Here is a 19,132-nt window from a genome sequence, read left to right as displayed (position 1 = left end):
ACGTCGATCCCTTGCAACCGATCGGCTGTCGGCGACCTTCCACCGACCGTTTTCGGCCTGGAGTTCGGTGATGTCTCTTGATGAAACCCTGCGGATTTTGGCAACCGTCGAGCCAGGTGGTCTGACGCTCGATGAGCAAGCCATCGAAAGCAATCCCGACGCCGTGCTCGTTGCCCTCGGACGCAGCTTTGAAGCGCTCTCCGCAGAACTCGCAACTCTCCAGCAGCAAGATACGCAATCAGCTGCGGCCACCTGGGATGCAAAATCGCAGATCTCCGCCGTGGTGGTGCCCGGTGTAGAGCGCATCGAAGCGGTCTTGAGCTCGCTTGACCCGATTGAACGCGCCATCATGGCGATTCCGGCCAGAACGGTCGTCGGTCTGGGGGTAAAGGCGCGACATGCTGCACATGTGCTCTCAAATTACTGGGCGGACGTCCCCGAGAGGCTCGACTGGGATGCCCGGACCGTGCGGCATCTGATCGAATCCGCTTGTTCAGTCGCCGGTGTAGAGCTGACCTAAGGTCTTTGCTGCGGGCCGTCTTCGTCATGGAGCGGTGCGATGGCCGTGGCGACTGGCGTGTGCCGGCGCTTTCGCCCCTATGGGGCGGCCAAGTAGGTCGATTGGGCAGCGAAGCTTGTGAGCCTCAGCGGCGCTGCGCAATGAGGACCTGCGATTCAATGACTTCTACGACGCCGCCGGCGGTTGCGAATGGCGATATCTCCATCGTCAATTCCTGCGCGAGCTGACCTTCGAGAACGCCCAGCTGTTCAGGGGAGGAGGTCGACATCGATAGTGCGCGGTCGATCAGGCGAGCGACAGGCACGAGACGCTGCTCAATGACACCAATTCTGGTGAGCTGACCGAAGCGCGACTCCAGCAGGATCGATTCGTGACGTAAGCGCTCGGGTGCGAAACCGACACTCTTGTTGGTGAAGCGATCGACGACGTCCGAGTAACGCTTGTACCAGGCGTTCTGTGGGACATCGGGACGTACGTCATTGAACAGCAGGACTGCGCCGTCCTCCTCGATCAATGGGTCGAGCTTTCGCAGCGTATCGGCGCGATCCATCCAATGAAAGGCACGTCCAATCGCCACGGCGCGAAAGCGGCCGAGCTGCGGGCTGAGGTCGAACGAGCTGCCTTCGATCAGTTCGATCTCAACGGCCGCCGCGTTGGCGATCGCCTGAGCAGCCTCCAGCATGGCAGGCTCCGGATCTATTCCGATGACCTTGCCGACCAGGGGTGCAAATGCGATGCCGAGCCACCCTGGTCCACAGCCGAGATCCATCAATCGGTGGTCCTTGGTCAGACGAAGGTGATCCGCCACGACTTGGATGAGCGCGGGTGCGTAATTCGGTCGCCCGGCCACGTAGTGAGGGACCGTCGATTGAAAGCGAGGGAATGAAGGGGAAACTGGTTCGGACGTCATCTGTATCGTTCGGCCGCCGTGCAGAGGCTCATGTCTTGTGACGCCTCCCGGTGTGGGCCGGTCCGCCCACGGCGCGGCCCCATGAGATCGTGAGCGCTTCTCCTTCGCACGCGTACCGAAATGTCAGTTTGGACGGGCCGTGCTCGGGACTTGGCGCGCTTACAGCAGGCTAGAAGTCTTTCAATGGCATGCGAAGCTCGTAGGTTGCAGGTGGAGCCAGCAGCTCAAAGTGCTGAATCGGACGTCCGGCGCTGTCGAAATGAATGCGCACCACCTTCAAAAGCGGTGCGCCTATCGCGACATTGAGGCGTGCTGCGACAACGGGGTCGGCTGCAGCTGCCGTCACAATCTGCTCGCCAGATGTGAATGTGATGCCGAAGCGCTGCAGAATCGCATAGAGCGACCCTCCTTCCATGTCTTCAGGACCAAATTGCCGTCCGATCGCTTCCGGAATGTAGGTCGTGACCTGCATGATTGGCCAGTCATTCATGTAACGGATGCGAACTGTGCGCTGGAAAAGGTCGCCTGGCTGGGCTTGAAAGTGCTCGCGAACGTGACGAGGGGCCACCTTGAACTCGAACTCGACCACGTGAGCTCGCGTTGTGCGCACGATCTCCCTGTTTCGAGCAGCGAGGTCCATCATCGGCACCGTGAGAGGCTCCGGCTTCGAGAGCTCCCGTACGAACGTGCCGATACCCTGGCGGCGTTCGATCAGTCCGAGCTCATCGAGAGTGTCCAAAGCTGCCCGGATCGTCACGCGCGAGACGCCGAAGAGCACAGCCAGATCCGCCTCCGCCGGCAAGACTTCTCCTGGTGCATAGCGGCGTTCTGCAATTTCGTCCTGCAGGACCAAGAACACCTGATGATGAAGCGGTATGTCGCGCCGCCGTCTTGCAAGGATCGCGGGCCGTCCTTTTGGGCGCTTGGGCTTATCTGTCGGACGCGTCTTCCGCGCCGTTTTCTTGGCGGCCGAAGCAGAAGCGTTCGAATGCTGCGGAGCTCGCGGCGCCACCACCTAGCCTCGATCCCACAGTGCCGCGGGCATGTTCATCGGCTCGAACTCTCCACGATGCTATTTCGATGCTAGCGTCTGGAGAGCCTTTTCGACGAACCTGTTCGTAAATGTCTCCGCGAGATCGACCTTCACGCCACGCAATTGTGGGTCGACGGTCGACAACACCTGAAATGCGATCCCCGCGCCCTCGGCGCTGAACCGGCCATCGGGCGAAAACATGTCTCGGGTGCCCCGGATGGAGGCGAGGAAGATGTTTCGATCAGGTTTGGCCCAGTCCTCCGGGAGCGCATCGGCGATCTCGTCGACGGACGCGCGATCAATCCACTGCAGGGCGCGCACCATCGCGAGAACAAGGGCCTGGAGCGTATCGGGATTGCGTTCGATGAAGTCTGACCGCGCGTAGATCGTCCCTGACGGATAGAGACCGCCAAAAATGCCGATGGTCCCCTCGTTGGTGCGAGTGTCCGCGACCAGTTTGACGTCACCTGCGGCGGTCAGCGCCGTAAGCGCCGGCTCACCCGTGACGACCCCATCCACAGCGCCGTTGCGGATCGCTGCTACGGCACCTGTGCCACCTCCGACACTGACGAAGGAAATGTCGGCCGGAGAGACACCAGCTCGCAAAGCGATGTACTCCACCATGAACTGCGTTTGGGATCCCAATGCCGTGACCCCGATCTTCATGCCTCTCAGGCTGCTTGGGTCGCGATAGTCCGCAGCCTTCTCTTTTCGCAGGGCCAATGCGAACGTCGGATGCCTGCCAAACAGCACAACCCCGACGATTTTTTGTCCCTTGGCATGCATCTGAATCGTGTGGTCGAAAGCGCCAGCGGTGAGTTCAGCACTTCCTGCCACGAGAGCCTGGAGCGCCTTGGATCCGCCGCTCACGTCAAGAAGCTCCGGGTCGAGGCCCGCGTCCCTGAAAAAGCCAAGGCGCTCGGCAAGTGTGACCGGTGCGTATTGTAGGAATGCCTTTCCGCCGATCGTCATTCTGACTCTGGACGTCTCGACGGAGTTGCCCGCCCAGGCCGAATTCGCCGAGCCACACAACGCCAATAGCGGAAGCCCGAGAAAACTACGTCGCTGTAACACTGGCCGGGTCTCGCGAGCGCTGGGAAGGAATGTATGCCGGTAGTGAATTTTTCTCACGATCCGATCACATTCGAATCATACGAACGATCATCCGCACGAGCAAGACAAAAGCTCGCCGAGGTTGCACAAGTCGAATGCGCGCGAAGCGATCATCATCATAAACTACGACCAAAAATTGTCGAAAGTAGTTGTTTGACGTCGATTGGGGCCGGCCAGCCGGCTACGGCGATGAGGCCGAACTATCCCACGCGCTCAAGATCGGCCGGCGACGCTCGCGACCTGCGAAGCGCACGCGGCAGATATGCAAATCGCTCAACCCGTGAAGACACGCCGTACGAAGGACGGAGGGAGTGTCGTAGAACAACGCGGCGGAGCGACAGTCGAGGAGGGCGGTTCTGGAAGGCTGCCTTTTTCTATGCTGGCCGGGTCGATGCTGGCCGCTCCTAGGGCTGAATTCACGACCACGAGCGTTGTGGCTGTCGCTCGACGGTTAGCCCTCGATTGAACTGCAAGATCGATCACCAGTCAGTCGGCGGGCCGCAAAGGGAGGGGAGTCTGGAAGCCTTCCTGAACAAGACGGATTAAATTGCCGTTTATTGATCTCCAACGGGAGATTTGAGGAGCTCTGTCCCGCAATGCAGGACCATGCGCGAAAGTTTGGCGGTCTTGCCGACATTTACGACGCCAGCAGGCCGACTTGATGAAGATCGCGACGATCGCTGCTGCCGCGAGCGTGGCCTCTACCTTTCGCCGAGAACCTCGGAGCCTGACAGATCTTACAATCGGTCTCCGGCTTCGCAATCTGGCCTCGGGGGATTCGACCGAGAGCGCCGCCGCCGACTAGCCGCACCGGTACGGAAGCTGCCACGCCGTTGCTGTCCGGCGCGCTTCGCCGCCCAACGGCGATGAGACGAGAGCGGTCAGCTCAGCAAAATGATCACAGTCCCCGACTTCACCAGGCGATTCGATTGGAAGTAGCGAGCACGTCAAACTCGCCTGATATGACGAAGTTCAATCGGCAATCGACATCAGGCTGGGACGTCCGTCTTGCGGGTCACCCAGACAATACCGGCGCGCTTGCGGCAGACGAACGAGAGGATCTCCGCGGCAGCTGGCAGGCGAGCGAGCAACGACAGCCCGGGCCGTCCTGCGGACTGAATCCGGAATCGCATGAAGTCCGCCTCAGCGGAAGCTGGCGCAGCCCCAAAGGCCGATCGCCACCATCTTCGCAACTCACCCGGCGAGTAGTAGAAAACGTCAGTCTTGAGCTGCCGCAGCATAAAGTCGGCCCACTCTTTGCTGCTCTTGCCTTCCCGATAGTAGCCGAATCCGAGCCGATGCGCGGCTCGCATGTAGAGATGTGCCAATAGGTCGGGCATGTGATGTACGAAGTAAAGTCCCACGTGTCCCTCGAACCACGATGTGCGGTCAGGAAACAAAGCCAGGAATGCCCCTCCGGGCTTTAGTACGCGCGCGATCTCGGAGACCGCAAGCTCCGGGTCTCGAACATGCTCGAAGACCTGGTTGGATATCACAACGTCGAAGAACCCTTCATCGAAGTCGAGGCGTCCGTTGCGGAGCGCTCGGAAGTGCTCAGGACGTTCTGAGGCCGGCGCGTCGAGGTCCGCTCCGAAGAACTCGTAGCCCGCCTTTCGTCCATAGACCACCACCTCGCCGCGCCCGCAGCCGTAATCCAAGACGCGGGGACGTTCAACGCCTGCTAGCGAAAGCGCTCGTCGAAAGACAAACTCGTAATTCGGGCTCATGGATGGAGACTTCGCAAAAACAGCGCGCCTCTGCAACACAATGTTTCTGCATGTGATGGCAGATTTCGAATATTGCCGCTTCGAACGAAACAGCCAAATTCATGCTCCAGCAGCGTCACGACGTCGGTCAGCCGCCTGGGATAATTGTTACCGATAGTGTAGATCCGCCATGGTAGCCCGGCTGCCCGGAGGGGCTAAGCATGTTTCCGTCCAATCCGGGTTTATCCGTGTCGGATGGCCGATCAGGCGAATGATGGCGATATGTATCCTTGCAACCTTGTCAGGTGGGTTGGCCAGGCTGAAACTCTGAGGGAAGACGCTGCGCAGGTTGGCGCTGCTACGCTGGTGGGGCCGACGGGCCTGCGAAGCTCAACTCGCCAAAGTCAACTCCGCCTCTCCTTGATATGAAGCAGCGTTCATATCCAGAATGCCGTTTGGCATCCGCTTGCGACGGAGAGCGGCGCTAGTTACGCCCGTCGCCATTGTGCTCGATGCCCTCGCCGATATAGTCGATCTGGCTCCCATCAATTCCGCGCCGATGACCTCGAACGCCGGCAGGCGCGGTCCCGCGCGCCCACGCGAGATTGAACGGTGGGCGTGGCGCTGGACGCCTCCACGCTCGCCGACTGGATGCGAGCGGCGGCTGCTACATTGATGCCGCTGGTCGAGGCGATCAAGGCGCATGTGCTTAAGGACGAGCGCATCCATGCCGACGACACCACGGTGCCGGTTCTAGCCAAGGGCAAGACGCGCAGAGGCCGGGTGTGGACCTACGTTCCCAACGATCGCCCCTTCGTCGGGCATGCGCCGCCAGCGGCGCAGTTCTTCTACTCGCCCGGCCGCACCGGCGCACATCCCGGGGGCATCTTGTCGGTCATGCCGGGCCAATGCAGGCGGATGCCTATGCTGGCTTGAACCACCTCTACAAGGCCTCGCGCAAGCCGGTCCGATCATCGAGGTCGGCAGCTGGGCGCATGCAGGACGCAAGTTCTTCGAGATCGCGCGGCTGAAAGCACGCGCCGATCGCAACCGAAGTGGTCGCGAAGATCGATGCGCTGTTCGCTGTCGAGCGTGAGATCAACATCCTGCCGGCCCACCAGCGCAAGGCCTTGCGCAACGAGCGCAGCTGCTCGCTGGTCGAAGAGCTTGAAGCTTTCCTGCGCGAACGCCGCGCCGTCCGGCAAGAGCGAGACCGCCAAGGCGATCGACTACAGCCTCACGCGCTCGGAGGTGTTCACGTGCTTCGTCGATAACCGTTGGCGGAGCATGACCACAATGCTCCCGAACGCGAGCTGTGCGCCGTTGCCGTCGGCCACAAGAACTGGACCTCCGCCAGCTCCGACTAAGGCGGCCGCCGTGCCGCCGCGATGTACACCCCGACCCAGACCGCTAAGCTCAATAACGTTGATGCTAAAGCTTGGCTAGCCGACGTCCTTGCCAGACTGCCTGAGCATTCGGCCAGAAAGGTCGCCGACCTGCATCCCGGGGACTGGAAGGCCGCCTAAACATCGGCCGCCGCCTGATCGAACCAGTCAAGCCTCGAATTTGAGCAACCGCTCAGCCGCTAGTCACCAATCTCTTATGGTGCAGGTCAATTCGGATGTTCTTCACTGCACCTACCTAGGTTGATAGTTGCACGCGCAAATCATCCTGTGATCGAAATGAATTCATGGAGCAGTGCCGCCTGCCGTCAAATCGGGCGACCGTTTCCTGCGGTCAAACGTGTGCTCACTCGGCACGACGTCGCCGCGCAATCGAAGCGACTGCATAATTAGGAAGGCAGCGATGATCAGACAATCGGCTCCGATCCCGCTCTCCGCTTATGACCAGTCGTTCGGCCTGGCGCCGTCGGTCATTCGTGTGCTCAGTTACAGATACGTGCCCGACATCGAGCGGTTCAACTTCGCACTCTCTCGGGCGTTCGAGCGATTTCCGCAATTTGCGACCGCGCTCGCTCGGTCGCAGCGTGGATCGTCCGAGCTGCTATCGCTACAGAGCCCGCAACGCCTGATAGTACGGCCGCCGGTGATCTGGGACCCCGATTCAGATACTGCGAACCACCTTCCACTTTTCGTGACTGGCTTGGATCTGGCGCCAGGAGATCCGGTTTTCACCGCTACTCTGACCCCCGTGAACGGCGGAGCTGTGATCGGATTGAGCATGTCGCACGCGGTCGGAGATGGCTATTCGTTCTATCTTTTCATGTCATATTTGCTCGAACAGTTTGCGGCCGCGCCTCCGTCTCGTCTATCCCCAGAGCAACAGCTAGACCAGATAATCCAGTCTAATACGCCGGATTCGCAGGTCGCATCTAAACAAGAATTCCGCGTGAAGCGCGCATTCAGCGTAATCGCTTTTGGCCGGGAGTTTTTGGAGTCGCTACGCGCCGAGCTTGCGACGGATCAGTTCATGCCAACCCTCAACGAAGCACTGACGGCATTTCTATTTCATCGTTACGGCCCGACGCTTCTGGGCGGCGCTACGGCGCTCCGTCTTCGCGTACCGGTAAATGTGCGGAATGTACACCCAAATATTACTAGCACGTTCATTGGAAATGCGTTTCTGGAGTCAATCGTGCCTGTTGCAGACGTGATCGACTCGCCATCAGCGGCGCGTGACACGGCGAAAAGAATACATGTGGCTGTGAACAGCGTGCGAAACCCGAACTACTTGTCATCGGCTCTTAACATCCGGGACGGCCGAATCGAGTTGAGCGCCCCAGATACCTATATATTCAACAATCGAACTGACGTTGTCTCAACAAACTATGCGCGGATGCCAGTTCATACAATTGACCTTGGCAACGGGCCGCCGGTTCGAATCTTTTGCGCACTAACCGCGCCAACTGGCTTTGTCCTTGTGCCAACATTTGATGGAATTGAAGCGCACATGTGCCACCTCGCATGACGACGTCACACGCGTGCTCCGGTCGACAGAGGCCGGATTTGCAATAAATCCGAAGCGAAGCAACGACCTCTTGAAGGAATGGGTAACAACGCAATGACTCAACATCGCAACAACGAGATCGACGGCCGTGACGTGGCATTTGCAACCCCTCCGCATTTGGACCACGTCTTCCTGACGGTCGGCGCCGAAGCGTTGAAACTCATCAACGAATGCGAATTCCTTCGCGGTGAACAGTTTAGTCGATTTGCAACACGCTCTTCGGAGAGCTCACTTCTGTCATCTTACACTGCAACGCGAGCCTACGGCAAAAACACTGTCGTCGAGATATTCCAAGACAGATTCGGCGGTAACGATACGTTCAACGAACACTGTGCAGGCATTGTACTCAGCTTCGATCACCCCGGCGAAATGAAAGGAGCTCATCGAGCACTTCGTTCGGCCGGGGTTCCGTTTAGCAGCGAAATTGTAGAGCGGATTACGCCAGGGGCCGATGGCGGTCGTGACCGAAGCCCTTGGTATGAATTCACCAGACCCGAACTGGGCGGGATCAGCCCGGTCGCATTGTTTCTGCATGAAATGCAACCCGGCTTCTTGGCAGAAATCGGTGCGAAGGTCGGTCCCGGTGGCCGGCAGGATCGGTCGGAACGTTTCAACGCGGCCCTTGGCCGGTTGCATACGGCTGACCACCTTATGGAAGACATTGCCCTGGTGACTGTCCGACTGCGTCCCGGTCGAATTGAACGGGTGTCAGCAATCCTCTCTACCTTGGGATATGAGGTGTCAGCCGTGGAATCCGGCATCCGAGTGCGTGGAATAGATGCCGAATTTATCTTTCTGGCGGACGAGTCCTCACGAGAAGGAACCGTGGAGCTCAAGATAAAGATGGCCAGGCCCGTCCCTGGCCGCCGCTTTGATTTCGGCTCCGAGTCGTTCCTCGTGCTGTCGCCCGCAGGCCCCGACGATTGCTCGGCCTCGTGGACGTTTCTTCCTCACCGCAAGGCGTTGTGAGGCTGACATGACAGACCACCTGCAACCGGTTGGAGCTGATTGCGCTATTGCCGGACTAGCGCGCTCGCATGATGGAAGATCGGAGTTGCCGGAGCCGTTCTCGGCGTCGTGGGATGGGTCGCCTGGACCGACACTGGCATCCTTGTGGTTGAAGCGCATCGAGGAGCACCCGGAAGCGACCGCACTCCGATGCGGAGACGTAGCCCTTACGAGCCGCGAGCTGAACGAGCGAGCCAGCGCAATTGCTGATCGAGTTTTGGCGCTTGCCCAGAACGGACAGGAAATTGCCATTGTCGCTGGCAGAGGCTCTCATCTCGTGGTTGCGATCATCGCCGCAGCCTTGTCGGGGCGGAGCAGCTCAGTCTTGTCGCCGTCGATGTGGCGGCTCGACCTTATTGCGGCGACATCCGGTAAGATCGTTCTTACAGAACGCGCCCTACTGGCGAGCTTTCCATCTTCGACGGCCATCTGCGTAGACGATTGGGGCGGCATCGAGCGATTGAATGGTGCCCACCACGTCGAACCAGCGCCACCAAAGTCCGACAAGCCTCTGGCGGTCGGATCAAGCAAGGCGATCGTTGCCCAGCATCCAATTGTGACCTTTGTGGACGGTTTGAAGCAACGGCGCTTCCATCCAACGCGAATAGCGCTGTTCTCGGATACTCACTCAAAAGAGTTCCTGCCGGAGCTCTGGGCCGGGCTACTTTTGAGCTCTGTTACCCATTTGATGCCGGCCGCGACCGATTCGTTAGCGACACTCGTCAAGACGCTGCCTTCGGAAGCGGCCGAGCATGGAAGCATGTCCATCTTTTTGACAGCGGCTACGGCGGATGCCCTGTTGGCCGCAATACCCGATCTACTGAGTGTCACCGACGGGCTAATAATCCATGGAACAGGGGTGAGCCCTGCGCATTCTGCTGCAATTGCTGCTCATGCCGCAAGCCACAGCGCGCTTGTAACGCTCACGGGATTCGGACAGTCACCGGAGCTGTTTCTGCCGATCAGCCCGGCGGACAGCGACCCGTTGGTCGCGATTCACGAAGCTAAAGACGATGCATTATTAGTTGTTGCCGACAAATCCGGTGATCCAGTCGAACCTGGAGTGATTGGCCATATTTGGCTGCGCTCACCATCCGGTGCCTTCGTGCAGACCGGCGTGCAGGGCTGGAAAACGCCAGCCGGCAGACTAGAGATCTTCGTTTCTGCGGAGTGGAATATCTCGCACGTATTTGAACCAGAACGGAGCCGACTGATTTCGTACTGGCGCGAACGCCTTGCAGATCTCGCCCCTTGCATCCACCTGCCGCAAGACCGGCATCGCGCGCCAAAGATGAAAACTGGATACGCGAGCATCATGAGCAGCCTTCCTCCTGAATTGGAGGCTAGCGTTACCGCGCTTGGCAGGAAGCAGAATGCGTCCGTGCAGACGATTTTATTGGCGGCTTTCGCCTTAGTTCTACAGCGATATAATCGCGATACGGATATCGCCATTGGCATGTCATTCCCACGGAAGAAGGGCGCTTTGACTCAATCGAACGGCGGCGTCTTCACGGATGTCGTCGTGGTGCGGCCTGTGGTCTCAGCATCGCGCTGCTTTTCCGAGTTAGTCGATCGCTTGACGGCAGAGGTAGCCCGTGATGCAGAACACCGAATACCGTTCGCGGACCTGGTCGAGGTTTTGCGGCCAGAACCCGACGCCGCGCACGGCGCGATCTGCCAGGCGTTCTTCGCATTTCGGCAGGACCAGGCGGATCTAACAGAGGACGAAGCGACGAGCGACGGACTTCGACCTATGGGTCTGAGCGGGGCAGCCCATGGTGATCTCTCACTGAATGCTATCCATAATGGCTCATCACTCATTGTTCGATTGGCCTATTCGACGGCTATACTCGACGAAGCAACGGCAAGCCGTATCGTCGGGCACTTCGTAACCATGATCACTGAAGGCGTTAACCGCCCAGAAGCCGATCTTGCACTTCTGGAGATTCTACCGACGCCCGAGCGTGACCTTATCCTCAAAGAATGGGCTTGCGGACCAGTTGAGGTGGAAAATCGCCATCTCGTTCACGAACGCATTTCGGCTCAAGTCAAGCGCAGCCCAAGTGCCTCGGCCGTTGTTGATGCCGTGCGTACGATGTCATATCGAGAACTCGATGAGGCCGCGAACGCCTTGGCAGTACACCTGCAATCTCTCGGTGTTGGTCCGGACTCCGTGGTCGGCGTTTACATGGGACGGTCCGGTCAAACAGTCGTAGCGTTGCTCGGAATTCTAAAGGCTGGCGCGGCGTACCTGCCCCTCGACCCTGAATATCCGAGCGACCGCTTGGCTTTTATGGTTTCGGATTCAGGAGCAGCGATCGTCGTTTCGACGATATCAATGCTGTCTGCGGCTCGTTCCTTAGGAACCCACGTTGTGCCAGTCGATACGGTCATGAACTCAGGCGCTCGGCTGGCGCCCGTCAATACCGATTCGGCCCGCCTCGCCTATCTGATCTACACCTCCGGTTCGACAGGACGACCAAAAGGCGTTCGCGTCACGCATGGAAACCTTGCGACGTTCCTCACCGCAATGGATGCCCAATTCGGCGCCGACGCGCCAGGCACTTGGCTCGCGGTGACAAGTATCTCTTTTGACATCTCGGTACTGGAGATATTTTGGACATTGACGAAGGGCTTTCGAGTGGTGATCAGAGCCGATCAGAAGCTCCAAAATGCGACCTCCTCGCCACCGTTGCCTGCACGTCCGGCTTCGGCGTCGGAGCGGCCGATGGAATTCAGCCTTTTCTTTTTCGGTAACGCCGCGCCCGACAGTGATAGAAAAGCCGAGCGATATCGCCTGTTGTTCGAAGCCGCTAAATTCGCCGACCAAAATGGCTTCACCGCCATTTGGACTCCAGAACGGCATTTCCACGCCTTCGGTGGACTTTATCCGAATCCGTCCGTCCTTTCCGCGGCGCTGGCAGCCACAACTCAACGGATCAGCATTCGCGCGGGAAGTGTCGTGCTGCCTCTCCACGATCCCTTACGGGTCGCCGAAGAATGGGCGCTCGTGGACAATCTATCCGGCGGCCGCATTGGGATAGCGTTTGCGTCGGGTTGGCAGCCCGATGATTTCGTACTCGCTAGCGATCGGTACGAAGGCCGAAAGCAGGAGATGCTTCGGGGTATTGGAGAGGTTCGAAAGTTATGGAAAGGCGACACGGTACGTCGGCGGAACGGTGTCGGTAAGGAGATCGATGTTTCTGTATATCCGCGGCCCGTTCAGGGGGAATTGCCAATCTGGTTGACGAGTTCGCGTCACCCAGAAACGTTTGTCGCGGCAGGTGAAGCCGGCGCTGGTGTTCTCACCCACTTAATCGGTCAGAGTCTCGACGAACTTGCTGAGAAAATTGCAATCTATCGAGATGCATGGAACCGGAGCGGCCGGCCGGGGCGGGGACATGTCACCCTGATGGTACACACCTTCGTGGGCAATGACGTGCACCTAGTGAAAGACTTGGTGCGCCAACCCCTCAAAGATTACATCCGCTCTTCATATGATCTTATGGCGGGCTTAGGCGTCGCCCGCGGGGTCAATATACGAGATCTCCCAGAGCAAGAACTGGAGGGCTTGCTTGACCTTGGGTTCGAGCGGTTCTTCGCAGAATATGGACTCCTCGGCTCGATCGGCGACGCCGCGACGACCGTGGCAAAGCTGTCTGAGATCGGTGTCGACGAAGTTGGGTGCCTCATCGATTTCGGCATCGACGACAGACTCGTCCTAGAGGCCTTGCCGCACCTGGCCTCAGCTAGAGAATTGTACTTGACCAAGCGGGGGGCAGACGAGACGACGTACCAAGGTGGCAGCAGCGTTATCGACGATATGCGACGTCATGATGTCAGTCATATCCAGTGCACGCCCACCCTTGCCAGCATGCTATTAGCGGAGCGTGGATCGGGCGATCAGATGCAACATCTGCACCGGCTCCTCGTCGGCGGCGAAGCACTGCCGCCGGATTTGGCTTCTGCCCTTGCCAATGCCGTTGGTGGCACGGTTCACAACATGTATGGGCCGACTGAGGCTACCGTGTGGGCAACGTCTTGCGCTGTGTCGCCCGATCAGGCGCCAAAGATCGGGCGACCGCTGCCGGGCTATCGTACCTATGTCGTCGATGCCGCGATGCGGCCAGTTCCTATCGGCGTAGCGGGTGAATTGATGATCGCAGGCGGAGCCGTCGCTGACGGTTATCATGCTCGGCCTGAACTAACCAGCGAACGGTTTACGGCAGATCGTTTCTCAGGCGACGGTCATGGGCGGCTCTATCACACCGGGGACTTGGTCCGATGGCTTCCATCCGGGGACCTGGAGTTCCTCGGAAGAGTTGACCACCAAGTCAAGCTACGAGGCCGACGCATCGAGCTGGGCGAAATCGAGGCTGCGATCGGTGCGCACGAAGCCGTCAAACGTGTCGTTTGTGACGTGCGTGGAGATGGCGATGGACGGCGACTTGTTGCCTACGGCGAGATTGTTGCCGGGCATGCACCACCAACTGTTGCTGAACTGCGTACGTTCTGTTCGCGCACCTTACCGGAGTACATGGTCCCCTCGGACTTTGTCTGGATTGACGCCCTGCCGCAGACGCCCAACGGAAAGATTAGTCGGCAGGCGCTCCCAGATCCAGTCGTGAATCACAATGTTAACGAGGAGGATATGGCGCCGCTCGGCGATCTCGAAGAGAAGATCGCGGCGATTTGGCGAGAGGTTCTGGAGATCGATAGAGTCGGCCGGAACGACAATTTCTTCAGCCTTGGTGGAAATTCCGTACTGATTGTTGGAGTTCGGAGTCTTCTAATCGACCGCGTTGGGGATGTCTCTCTCGTGGATCTTTTCCGCCATCCGACGGTCGCGACACTCGCCACCGCATTCGCGGCGCGCGCTGAACCACAAGAGGCCAATAACAGCTCCGCGTCGCGCGCTGCGGAAGCGGCGGAGCGCCGCCTCGCTGCTTCACGCAGCCGACGAAAGCGGACCAGTACAACAGGAGCGCCAGCATGAACTACGAGGATATAGAGGCGATTGCAATCGTCGGCATGACAGTGCGTGTCCCTGGAGCGCGGACGACCGACGAGCTCTGGCACAACATTTACGGAAAGATTGAATCGGTAACATGGTTCAACCCGGCCCAATTGGATGGTGCCGGAGTTCCACGCCAGCTTTATGGTGATCCGGCCTATGTTCCAGCCGCGGCGGTGCTCACCGATGCCGATCAATTCGACGCGGAGTTCTTTGGCATTAGCCGGAGCGAGGCGACGATGCTTGATCCGCAACATCGGGTGTTCTTGGAATGCGCTTGGGAGGCCCTCGAGGACGCTGGTTATGACCCCCACCGATTCGAAGGAATGATCGGCGTCTATGGCGGCTGCTATATGAACCGCTATATCTTTAATCTTTATACTAACGAGGAATTCGCACGGTCGCCCCTGGTCCATTACGCATGGCGTTACAATGACAAGGACTTCATCACGGGACAGGTGGCCTATCAGCTCAATCTTCGAGGTCCGGCCATCACCGTCCAGACGGCTTGCTCCACATCGCTGGTCGCAACGCATTTGGCATGTCAGGCGCTGCTTTCGCACGATTGTGATATCGCGCTCGCAGGGGGCGTTACAATACGAGTGCCGTTGAGCGCCGGTTACTTGGCGCCGGAAGGAGCGATGTTCTCGCCTGATGGCCGTTGTCGTCCATTTGATGCCGCTGCCAACGGAGCGGTTCCGGGCGAGGGGTGCGCAATTGTCGCGTTGAAACGGCTGAGCGACGCGATCGCCGATGGCGACAACGTCCGAGCGGTAATCCGAGCTGCGGCAATCAACAATGACGGACGTAATAAGGTCAGCTTCGCAGCACCTAACCCAGAAGGGCAGATGCGGGCTATCATCGCGGCACACACGATGGCCGCGGTAAATCCAGACACAATCGGATACGTCGAGGCGCACGGTACCGGTACGCGTCTTGGAGATCCCATCGAGGTGTCCGCATTGACAGATGCCTTTCGTCTCCGCACGAAACGCCGGAATTTCTGCGCTCTGGGTTCGTTAAAGGCCAATATCGGGCACCTCGATGCCGCAGCCGGCGCGGCTGGACTAATCCGGGCGGTGTTGGCGCTCGAAAGAAAATGTATCCCGCCACAGGCGAATTTTGTAGAGCCGAATCGCGAACTCAAGCTCGATACATCTCCCTTCTATGTGCCAACAGAACCCCAGGAATGGAAATCTGTTGATGGGCCGCGCCGAGCCGCCGTCAGTGCGTTTGCGGTGGGCGGCACCAATGCCCATGTTATTCTCGAAGAAGCTCCGCCAAGAGCCGTTGTTAACCCGCGGCACCGACCGCACGAATTGCTCGTATTATCCGGGCACAATAAAAAGGCGGTTGATGCGGTGGCGGGGCGTCTCGCCAACCACATCGATGAACATCTTGATCAGAACCTTGCAAGCGTGGCCTTCACCCTCTCAGAGGGGAGGTCGAGACTGCAATCGCGACGCTTCGTCGTGGCCGCAGACGCCGCCAGCGCAGCGCGCGCCTTGCGTGAGCCAGCACAGGTGGTCACTTCCGATGGGTCGAAGCCCCGGATCGTATTCATGTTTCCCGGGGTCGGCACCCAGTATCCGGACATGACACTCGACATTTATGACAGTGAACCGGAATTTCGGAAGCAGGTTGATCTATGCGCCTCTATTGTGTTGCAGCGTCTTGGTATGGACGTTCGACACTACTTGTTTCCATCTCGTTATCCAGGCGTCGAGGTGGATCGGGAATCAGTGCCGCACGTGCTGTCGGCTATCTTCACCGTCGAATACGCCCTTGCCATGCTTTGGCAGTCTTGGGGCGTCAAGCCCGACGCCATGCTCGGTCATAGCCTCGGTGAGTATGTTGCCGCGTGCTTGGCCGGAGTTTTGTCGCTACCCGATGCGTTAGGCTTGAGCGTAAGGAGGGGGCGCCTTTTCGATCTCATTCCGGAAGGCCGTATGATGGGCGTTCCTCTTTCCGCATCTGAGATCAAGCCGTTCCTTGGCGATAAGCTATCCTTAGGAGCGGTAAACGCCCCTGAATTGTGCCTCGTCTCTGGACTCAACGGCGATCTCGAAGCGCTCAGCGAGAAGTTGGCGCAGCGCGGGGTCACGTGCCGCGTCTTGCCCGTGCGAATGGCAAGCCACTCCTATTTGGTTGATCCCTATCTCGACGGTTTCACAAGGACCGTGGCTGAATACCACCTTTCACCTCCGACAATTCCCTATCTCTCGTGCCTTACCGGCAATTGGATCAGACCCGAAGAAGCAACAGATCCCGGCTATTGGGCCCGACAACTTCGATCACCCGTTCAATTCGAAGCCATGGTTCGCACAGCCCTTTCTCAGCTGGGTACGGTTTTGCTCGAGGTTGGACCAGGCAATACGCTCTGCACACTGGCCGGGGCACAGCATGCGGAATCACGCCCGAATGCCATACCATCGTTGCGGCACCCTAATGATCCGCGTACCGACTTCGAAAGCTTGCTAGGGGCAGCCGGCCGATTGTGGCAGTCTGGCGTAACCATCGACTTGAAATCCCTGACCTGGGCTGGCACTCCACAGCGAGAATCGCTGCCGACCTATCCTTTCCAGCGAAAGCGCTATTGGGTCAACCGTGGCAAAGCTATCGGCCCCGGATCGAGTGGCGAAGAGCCAGGTTATGCCGCAGAAGGAACATACTCTCCGGAAGTCGATCCGATCGATGTGTCGGACAATATCGCGGACGTAGTTATGTCCGAACGCGAGCGAGCCGTCGCGGGGATTTGGCAGAGCCATTTAGGCTGCAACCAGATCGGTCTGGATGATAATTTCGAGTCAGTCGGCGGCCATTCGCTTCTTGCGGCACAAATGCTGCCACATCTTCGCGCACTGAGCGACGCGCCAATCAAGATAACGGATTTCTTCGGTTCGCCAACCATCCGCAAATTGGCAGCACTGATTGACGCAGCAGGAATTCGATCCGCGGTCGATCTTTCCGCGGAAGTGGTTCTGGATCCGGCAATTCGAGCATCCGGCCTTCCCGCGGCCCGGCCCGGAAAAGCAACAGCAGTATTGCTTACCGGTGCTACTGGATTTCTCGGTGCGTTCCTGTTGTCGGAACTTCTTCAGCAGACGGAAGCGACCGTCTATTGCTTGGTCAGGGCTGTCGATCCGGTGGAAGGGGAGCAACGATTGCTGGAGACATTACGAAGCAACCGATTGCCAGCTCCGAAGCCTGGTCGGCTCGTTGTCGTTCCAGGTGACCTGGAGAAGCCCAGGCTAGGCGTGCCAGCCGCCGACTACGAGGTTCTGGCTGGTCGTCTCGACGCAATATATCACTGCGGAGCACGCGTAAACTTTGTTCGGCCATATTCGGTCTTAAAGACCGCAAACGTCCTCGGAACCGAAGAGGTCTTGCGCTTGGCGACTCGTCATCGTCTCAAGACCGTCCACTACGTTTCGACGTTGTTCGTCAACGTGGGAGCCTTTGGAACCGGCGCAACGTTCGTTGCCGAAGAAGATCCGCTTCCACCTCCGGTCGGACATTCATCGTCCTACACAGAGAGCAAATGGGTTGCCGAAGGCCTCTGTCGTCTTGCCGCTGAACGGGGCGTACCCGTCGTGGTCTATCGGCCAGGCAACGTTCTTGGCCATCAGCATACCGGGATTTGCAATCCGGAGGACTTCTTCACCAAGTTTGTCCAGGGGTGCATCGATCTCGGCTTAGCCCCGCGCCGGCGCGCAGCTTATCCCGTCGGCACCGTAGACGATGTCGCTCGGATGCTGGTGATGTTCTCGCTGCAAGAAGATGCGATTGGCCGTACATTTCATCTTGTCCATCCCGAAGTGTTGGAATGGGAAGATATGTTCGGCCATTTTGATGAGTTCGGGTATGAAGCGCCGCTCGTTTCGTGGGACGAGTGGCACGCGGCCTTCGTCCGAAAGCTTGAATCGGGGAGCGACAATGTTCTCCTGCCTTTGACAGATATGATCGATAACGTGAAGGTCGACAATCACGATTGGCCACGGTTCGGTGTCGAAAATTCCAAACGCTTCCGCGAACGACTGGGGCAGCCATATCCGGTGCTCGACCGCAGCTACTTCGCGAGAATGTATGGACGTCTAGCCGAAAGTGGCTTGTTGCCTACACCAACGCTGAAGCCGGCCACACATTCGCCGTTCCTCGTTCCTGCGAAATAGGCGTCAGACCGGCAGTGTTTGAATGATTCAATCCGAGGGGGCGTCCAGATTCTCTTCGAAAATCCACGTTCGTCGCGTACGAGTCGTCTATCGACCCAATTGCTCCTCACAGGGCTGTTGGCTAAGCTGAGGGAAATTGCAGTCGGTCTTTCCAAGCGAGTTACTGACCAAGGCTGGGTGGCCAACGCATCTAGTCCGGCGTCTACGGCTGAACGCGACGAGTATTTCGTAGCTGAGGAGGTGCTGCCAATATTCCAAACGCGTCATGGACTCTTCCGGATCTTGGGATGATGGTGATCCGCACTCTTCGCGGATCTCCAGCTAGAAGCTGAGGCGATCGAGAGGTGCGGGGGAGTCCCTATGCTTCAGGCCTTTGTAGGGGGTGCTTTGAGCGTCCAATGAATGAAGGGTTGATCGCGTGTTGTGCGCCGACATCGCATTCGAATCTGAAAATTATTGAGAAGAGAGGAGGTCGGCGGGCATACGGAGACTCCTCGAGTATTAGACGGTCTGCGCCGAGTGACGTTCCTCATGTGATGCTGATAGAGATAAGACTGCTAGAAAACGCGATGTTCAATGCGATGCCGCTTATCCGAGAGGTCGCGCTCACAATTGACCTTGCCCCCAAGTTTTATCCAGATCTGAGTTCGTTCGGGCGGTTTGATGTGCCCATCTGGGCGGTCGTAGCG

General features: G+C 58.5%; 12 protein-coding genes. 8 read left to right on the top strand and 4 right to left on the bottom strand.

Annotated elements, in window-relative coordinates; translation table 11 throughout:
• Positions 1-70: 70 nt before the first annotated feature.
• Entirely contained in the window at positions 71-520 is a 450-nt protein-coding gene (locus QW868_RS12730; protein ID WP_316171849.1) for a hypothetical protein, read from the top strand.
• Positions 521-644: 124 nt separating this feature from the next.
• Here QW868_RS12730 and QW868_RS12725 read toward each other — a convergent pair whose 3' ends face one another.
• From QW868_RS12725 to QW868_RS12710, 4 genes are all read right to left on the bottom strand, one after another.
• Positions 645-1,430, bottom strand: coding sequence for a class I SAM-dependent methyltransferase (locus tag QW868_RS12725; protein WP_315754312.1), 786 nt, complete (start codon positions 1,428-1,430; stop codon positions 645-647).
• 169 nt (positions 1,431-1,599) lie between these two features.
• Positions 1,600-2,445 (bottom strand): GntR family transcriptional regulator, encoded by an 846-nt coding sequence (locus QW868_RS12720; RefSeq protein ID WP_316166711.1) that lies wholly within the window; start codon positions 2,443-2,445, stop codon positions 1,600-1,602.
• Between the two features lie 57 nt (positions 2,446-2,502).
• Positions 2,503-3,435, bottom strand: a complete 933-nt coding sequence (locus tag QW868_RS12715) for an ABC transporter substrate-binding protein (protein WP_316171847.1) — start codon at positions 3,433-3,435, stop codon at positions 2,503-2,505.
• A gap of 1,130 nt (positions 3,436-4,565) precedes the next feature.
• Positions 4,566-5,303: a class I SAM-dependent methyltransferase gene (locus QW868_RS12710; RefSeq protein ID WP_316171846.1), complete on the bottom strand. Its 738-nt coding sequence runs from the start codon at positions 5,301-5,303 to the stop codon at positions 4,566-4,568.
• Between the two features lie 591 nt (positions 5,304-5,894).
• Here QW868_RS12710 and QW868_RS12705 point away from each other — a divergent pair.
• The 7 genes from QW868_RS12705 to QW868_RS12675 all read left to right on the top strand — a co-directional run bounded on the left by QW868_RS12705 (position 5,895) and on the right by QW868_RS12675 (position 18,443).
• Positions 5,895-6,218 carry an IS66 family transposase gene (locus QW868_RS12705; RefSeq protein ID WP_316171845.1) on the top strand — a complete coding sequence of 108 codons (324 nt, stop codon included), beginning with the start codon at positions 5,895-5,897 and terminating at the stop codon, positions 6,216-6,218.
• A gap of 119 nt (positions 6,219-6,337) precedes the next feature.
• Positions 6,338-6,556 (top strand): IS66 family transposase, encoded by a 219-nt coding sequence (locus tag QW868_RS12700; RefSeq protein WP_316171844.1) that lies wholly within the window; start codon positions 6,338-6,340, stop codon positions 6,554-6,556.
• Between the two features lie 114 nt (positions 6,557-6,670).
• Positions 6,671-6,808, top strand: coding sequence for a transposase domain-containing protein (locus tag QW868_RS12695; RefSeq protein WP_316171843.1), 138 nt, complete (start codon positions 6,671-6,673; stop codon positions 6,806-6,808).
• Positions 6,809-7,088: 280 nt separating this feature from the next.
• Positions 7,089-8,210, top strand: coding sequence for an acyltransferase (locus QW868_RS12690; RefSeq protein ID WP_316171842.1), 1,122 nt, complete (start codon positions 7,089-7,091; stop codon positions 8,208-8,210).
• Positions 8,211-8,288: 78 nt separating this feature from the next.
• Complete coding sequence (locus tag QW868_RS12685; RefSeq protein WP_316171841.1) at positions 8,289-9,218, top strand: DUF5829 family protein; 930 nt, start codon at positions 8,289-8,291, stop codon at positions 9,216-9,218.
• 7 nt (positions 9,219-9,225) lie between these two features.
• The gene (locus QW868_RS12680; RefSeq protein WP_316171840.1) at positions 9,226-14,253 is read left to right on the top strand and encodes a MupA/Atu3671 family FMN-dependent luciferase-like monooxygenase; all 5,028 of its coding nucleotides are present in this window, start codon (positions 9,226-9,228) and stop codon (positions 14,251-14,253) included.
• Positions 14,250-18,443: a thioester reductase domain-containing protein gene (locus QW868_RS12675; RefSeq protein WP_316171839.1), complete on the top strand. Its 4,194-nt coding sequence runs from the start codon at positions 14,250-14,252 to the stop codon at positions 18,441-18,443. Before QW868_RS12680 ends, QW868_RS12675 begins: the two co-directional genes overlap by 4 nt.
• Positions 18,444-19,132 lie beyond the last annotated feature (689 nt).

It is taken from the genome of Bradyrhizobium sp. SZCCHNR1051 (assembly GCF_032489615.1).
In the GTDB taxonomy this organism is placed as follows: Bacteria; Pseudomonadota; Alphaproteobacteria; order Rhizobiales; family Xanthobacteraceae; genus Bradyrhizobium.
This window is presented reverse-complemented; position numbering and strand designations above follow the sequence as displayed.

What these genes read in the sequence shown, in the direction of transcription:
- QW868_RS12730 (WP_316171849.1), top strand. Translation starts at nt 71, where the DNA reads ATGTCTCTTGATGAAACCCTGCGGATTTTGGCAACCGTCGAGCCAGGT.
- QW868_RS12725 (WP_315754312.1), bottom strand. Translation starts at nt 1,430, where the DNA reads ATGACGTCCGAACCAGTTTCCCCTTCATTCCCTCGCTTTCAATCGACG.
- QW868_RS12715 (WP_316171847.1), bottom strand. Translation starts at nt 3,435, where the DNA reads ATGACGATCGGCGGAAAGGCATTCCTACAATACGCACCGGTCACACTT.
- QW868_RS12710 (WP_316171846.1), bottom strand. Translation starts at nt 5,303, where the DNA reads ATGAGCCCGAATTACGAGTTTGTCTTTCGACGAGCGCTTTCGCTAGCA.
- QW868_RS12695 (WP_316171843.1), top strand. Translation starts at nt 6,671, where the DNA reads ATGTACACCCCGACCCAGACCGCTAAGCTCAATAACGTTGATGCTAAA.
- QW868_RS12690 (WP_316171842.1), top strand. Translation starts at nt 7,089, where the DNA reads ATGATCAGACAATCGGCTCCGATCCCGCTCTCCGCTTATGACCAGTCG.
- QW868_RS12685 (WP_316171841.1), top strand. Translation starts at nt 8,289, where the DNA reads ATGGGTAACAACGCAATGACTCAACATCGCAACAACGAGATCGACGGC.
- QW868_RS12680 (WP_316171840.1), top strand. Translation starts at nt 9,226, where the DNA reads ATGACAGACCACCTGCAACCGGTTGGAGCTGATTGCGCTATTGCCGGA.
- QW868_RS12675 (WP_316171839.1), top strand. Translation starts at nt 14,250, where the DNA reads ATGAACTACGAGGATATAGAGGCGATTGCAATCGTCGGCATGACAGTG.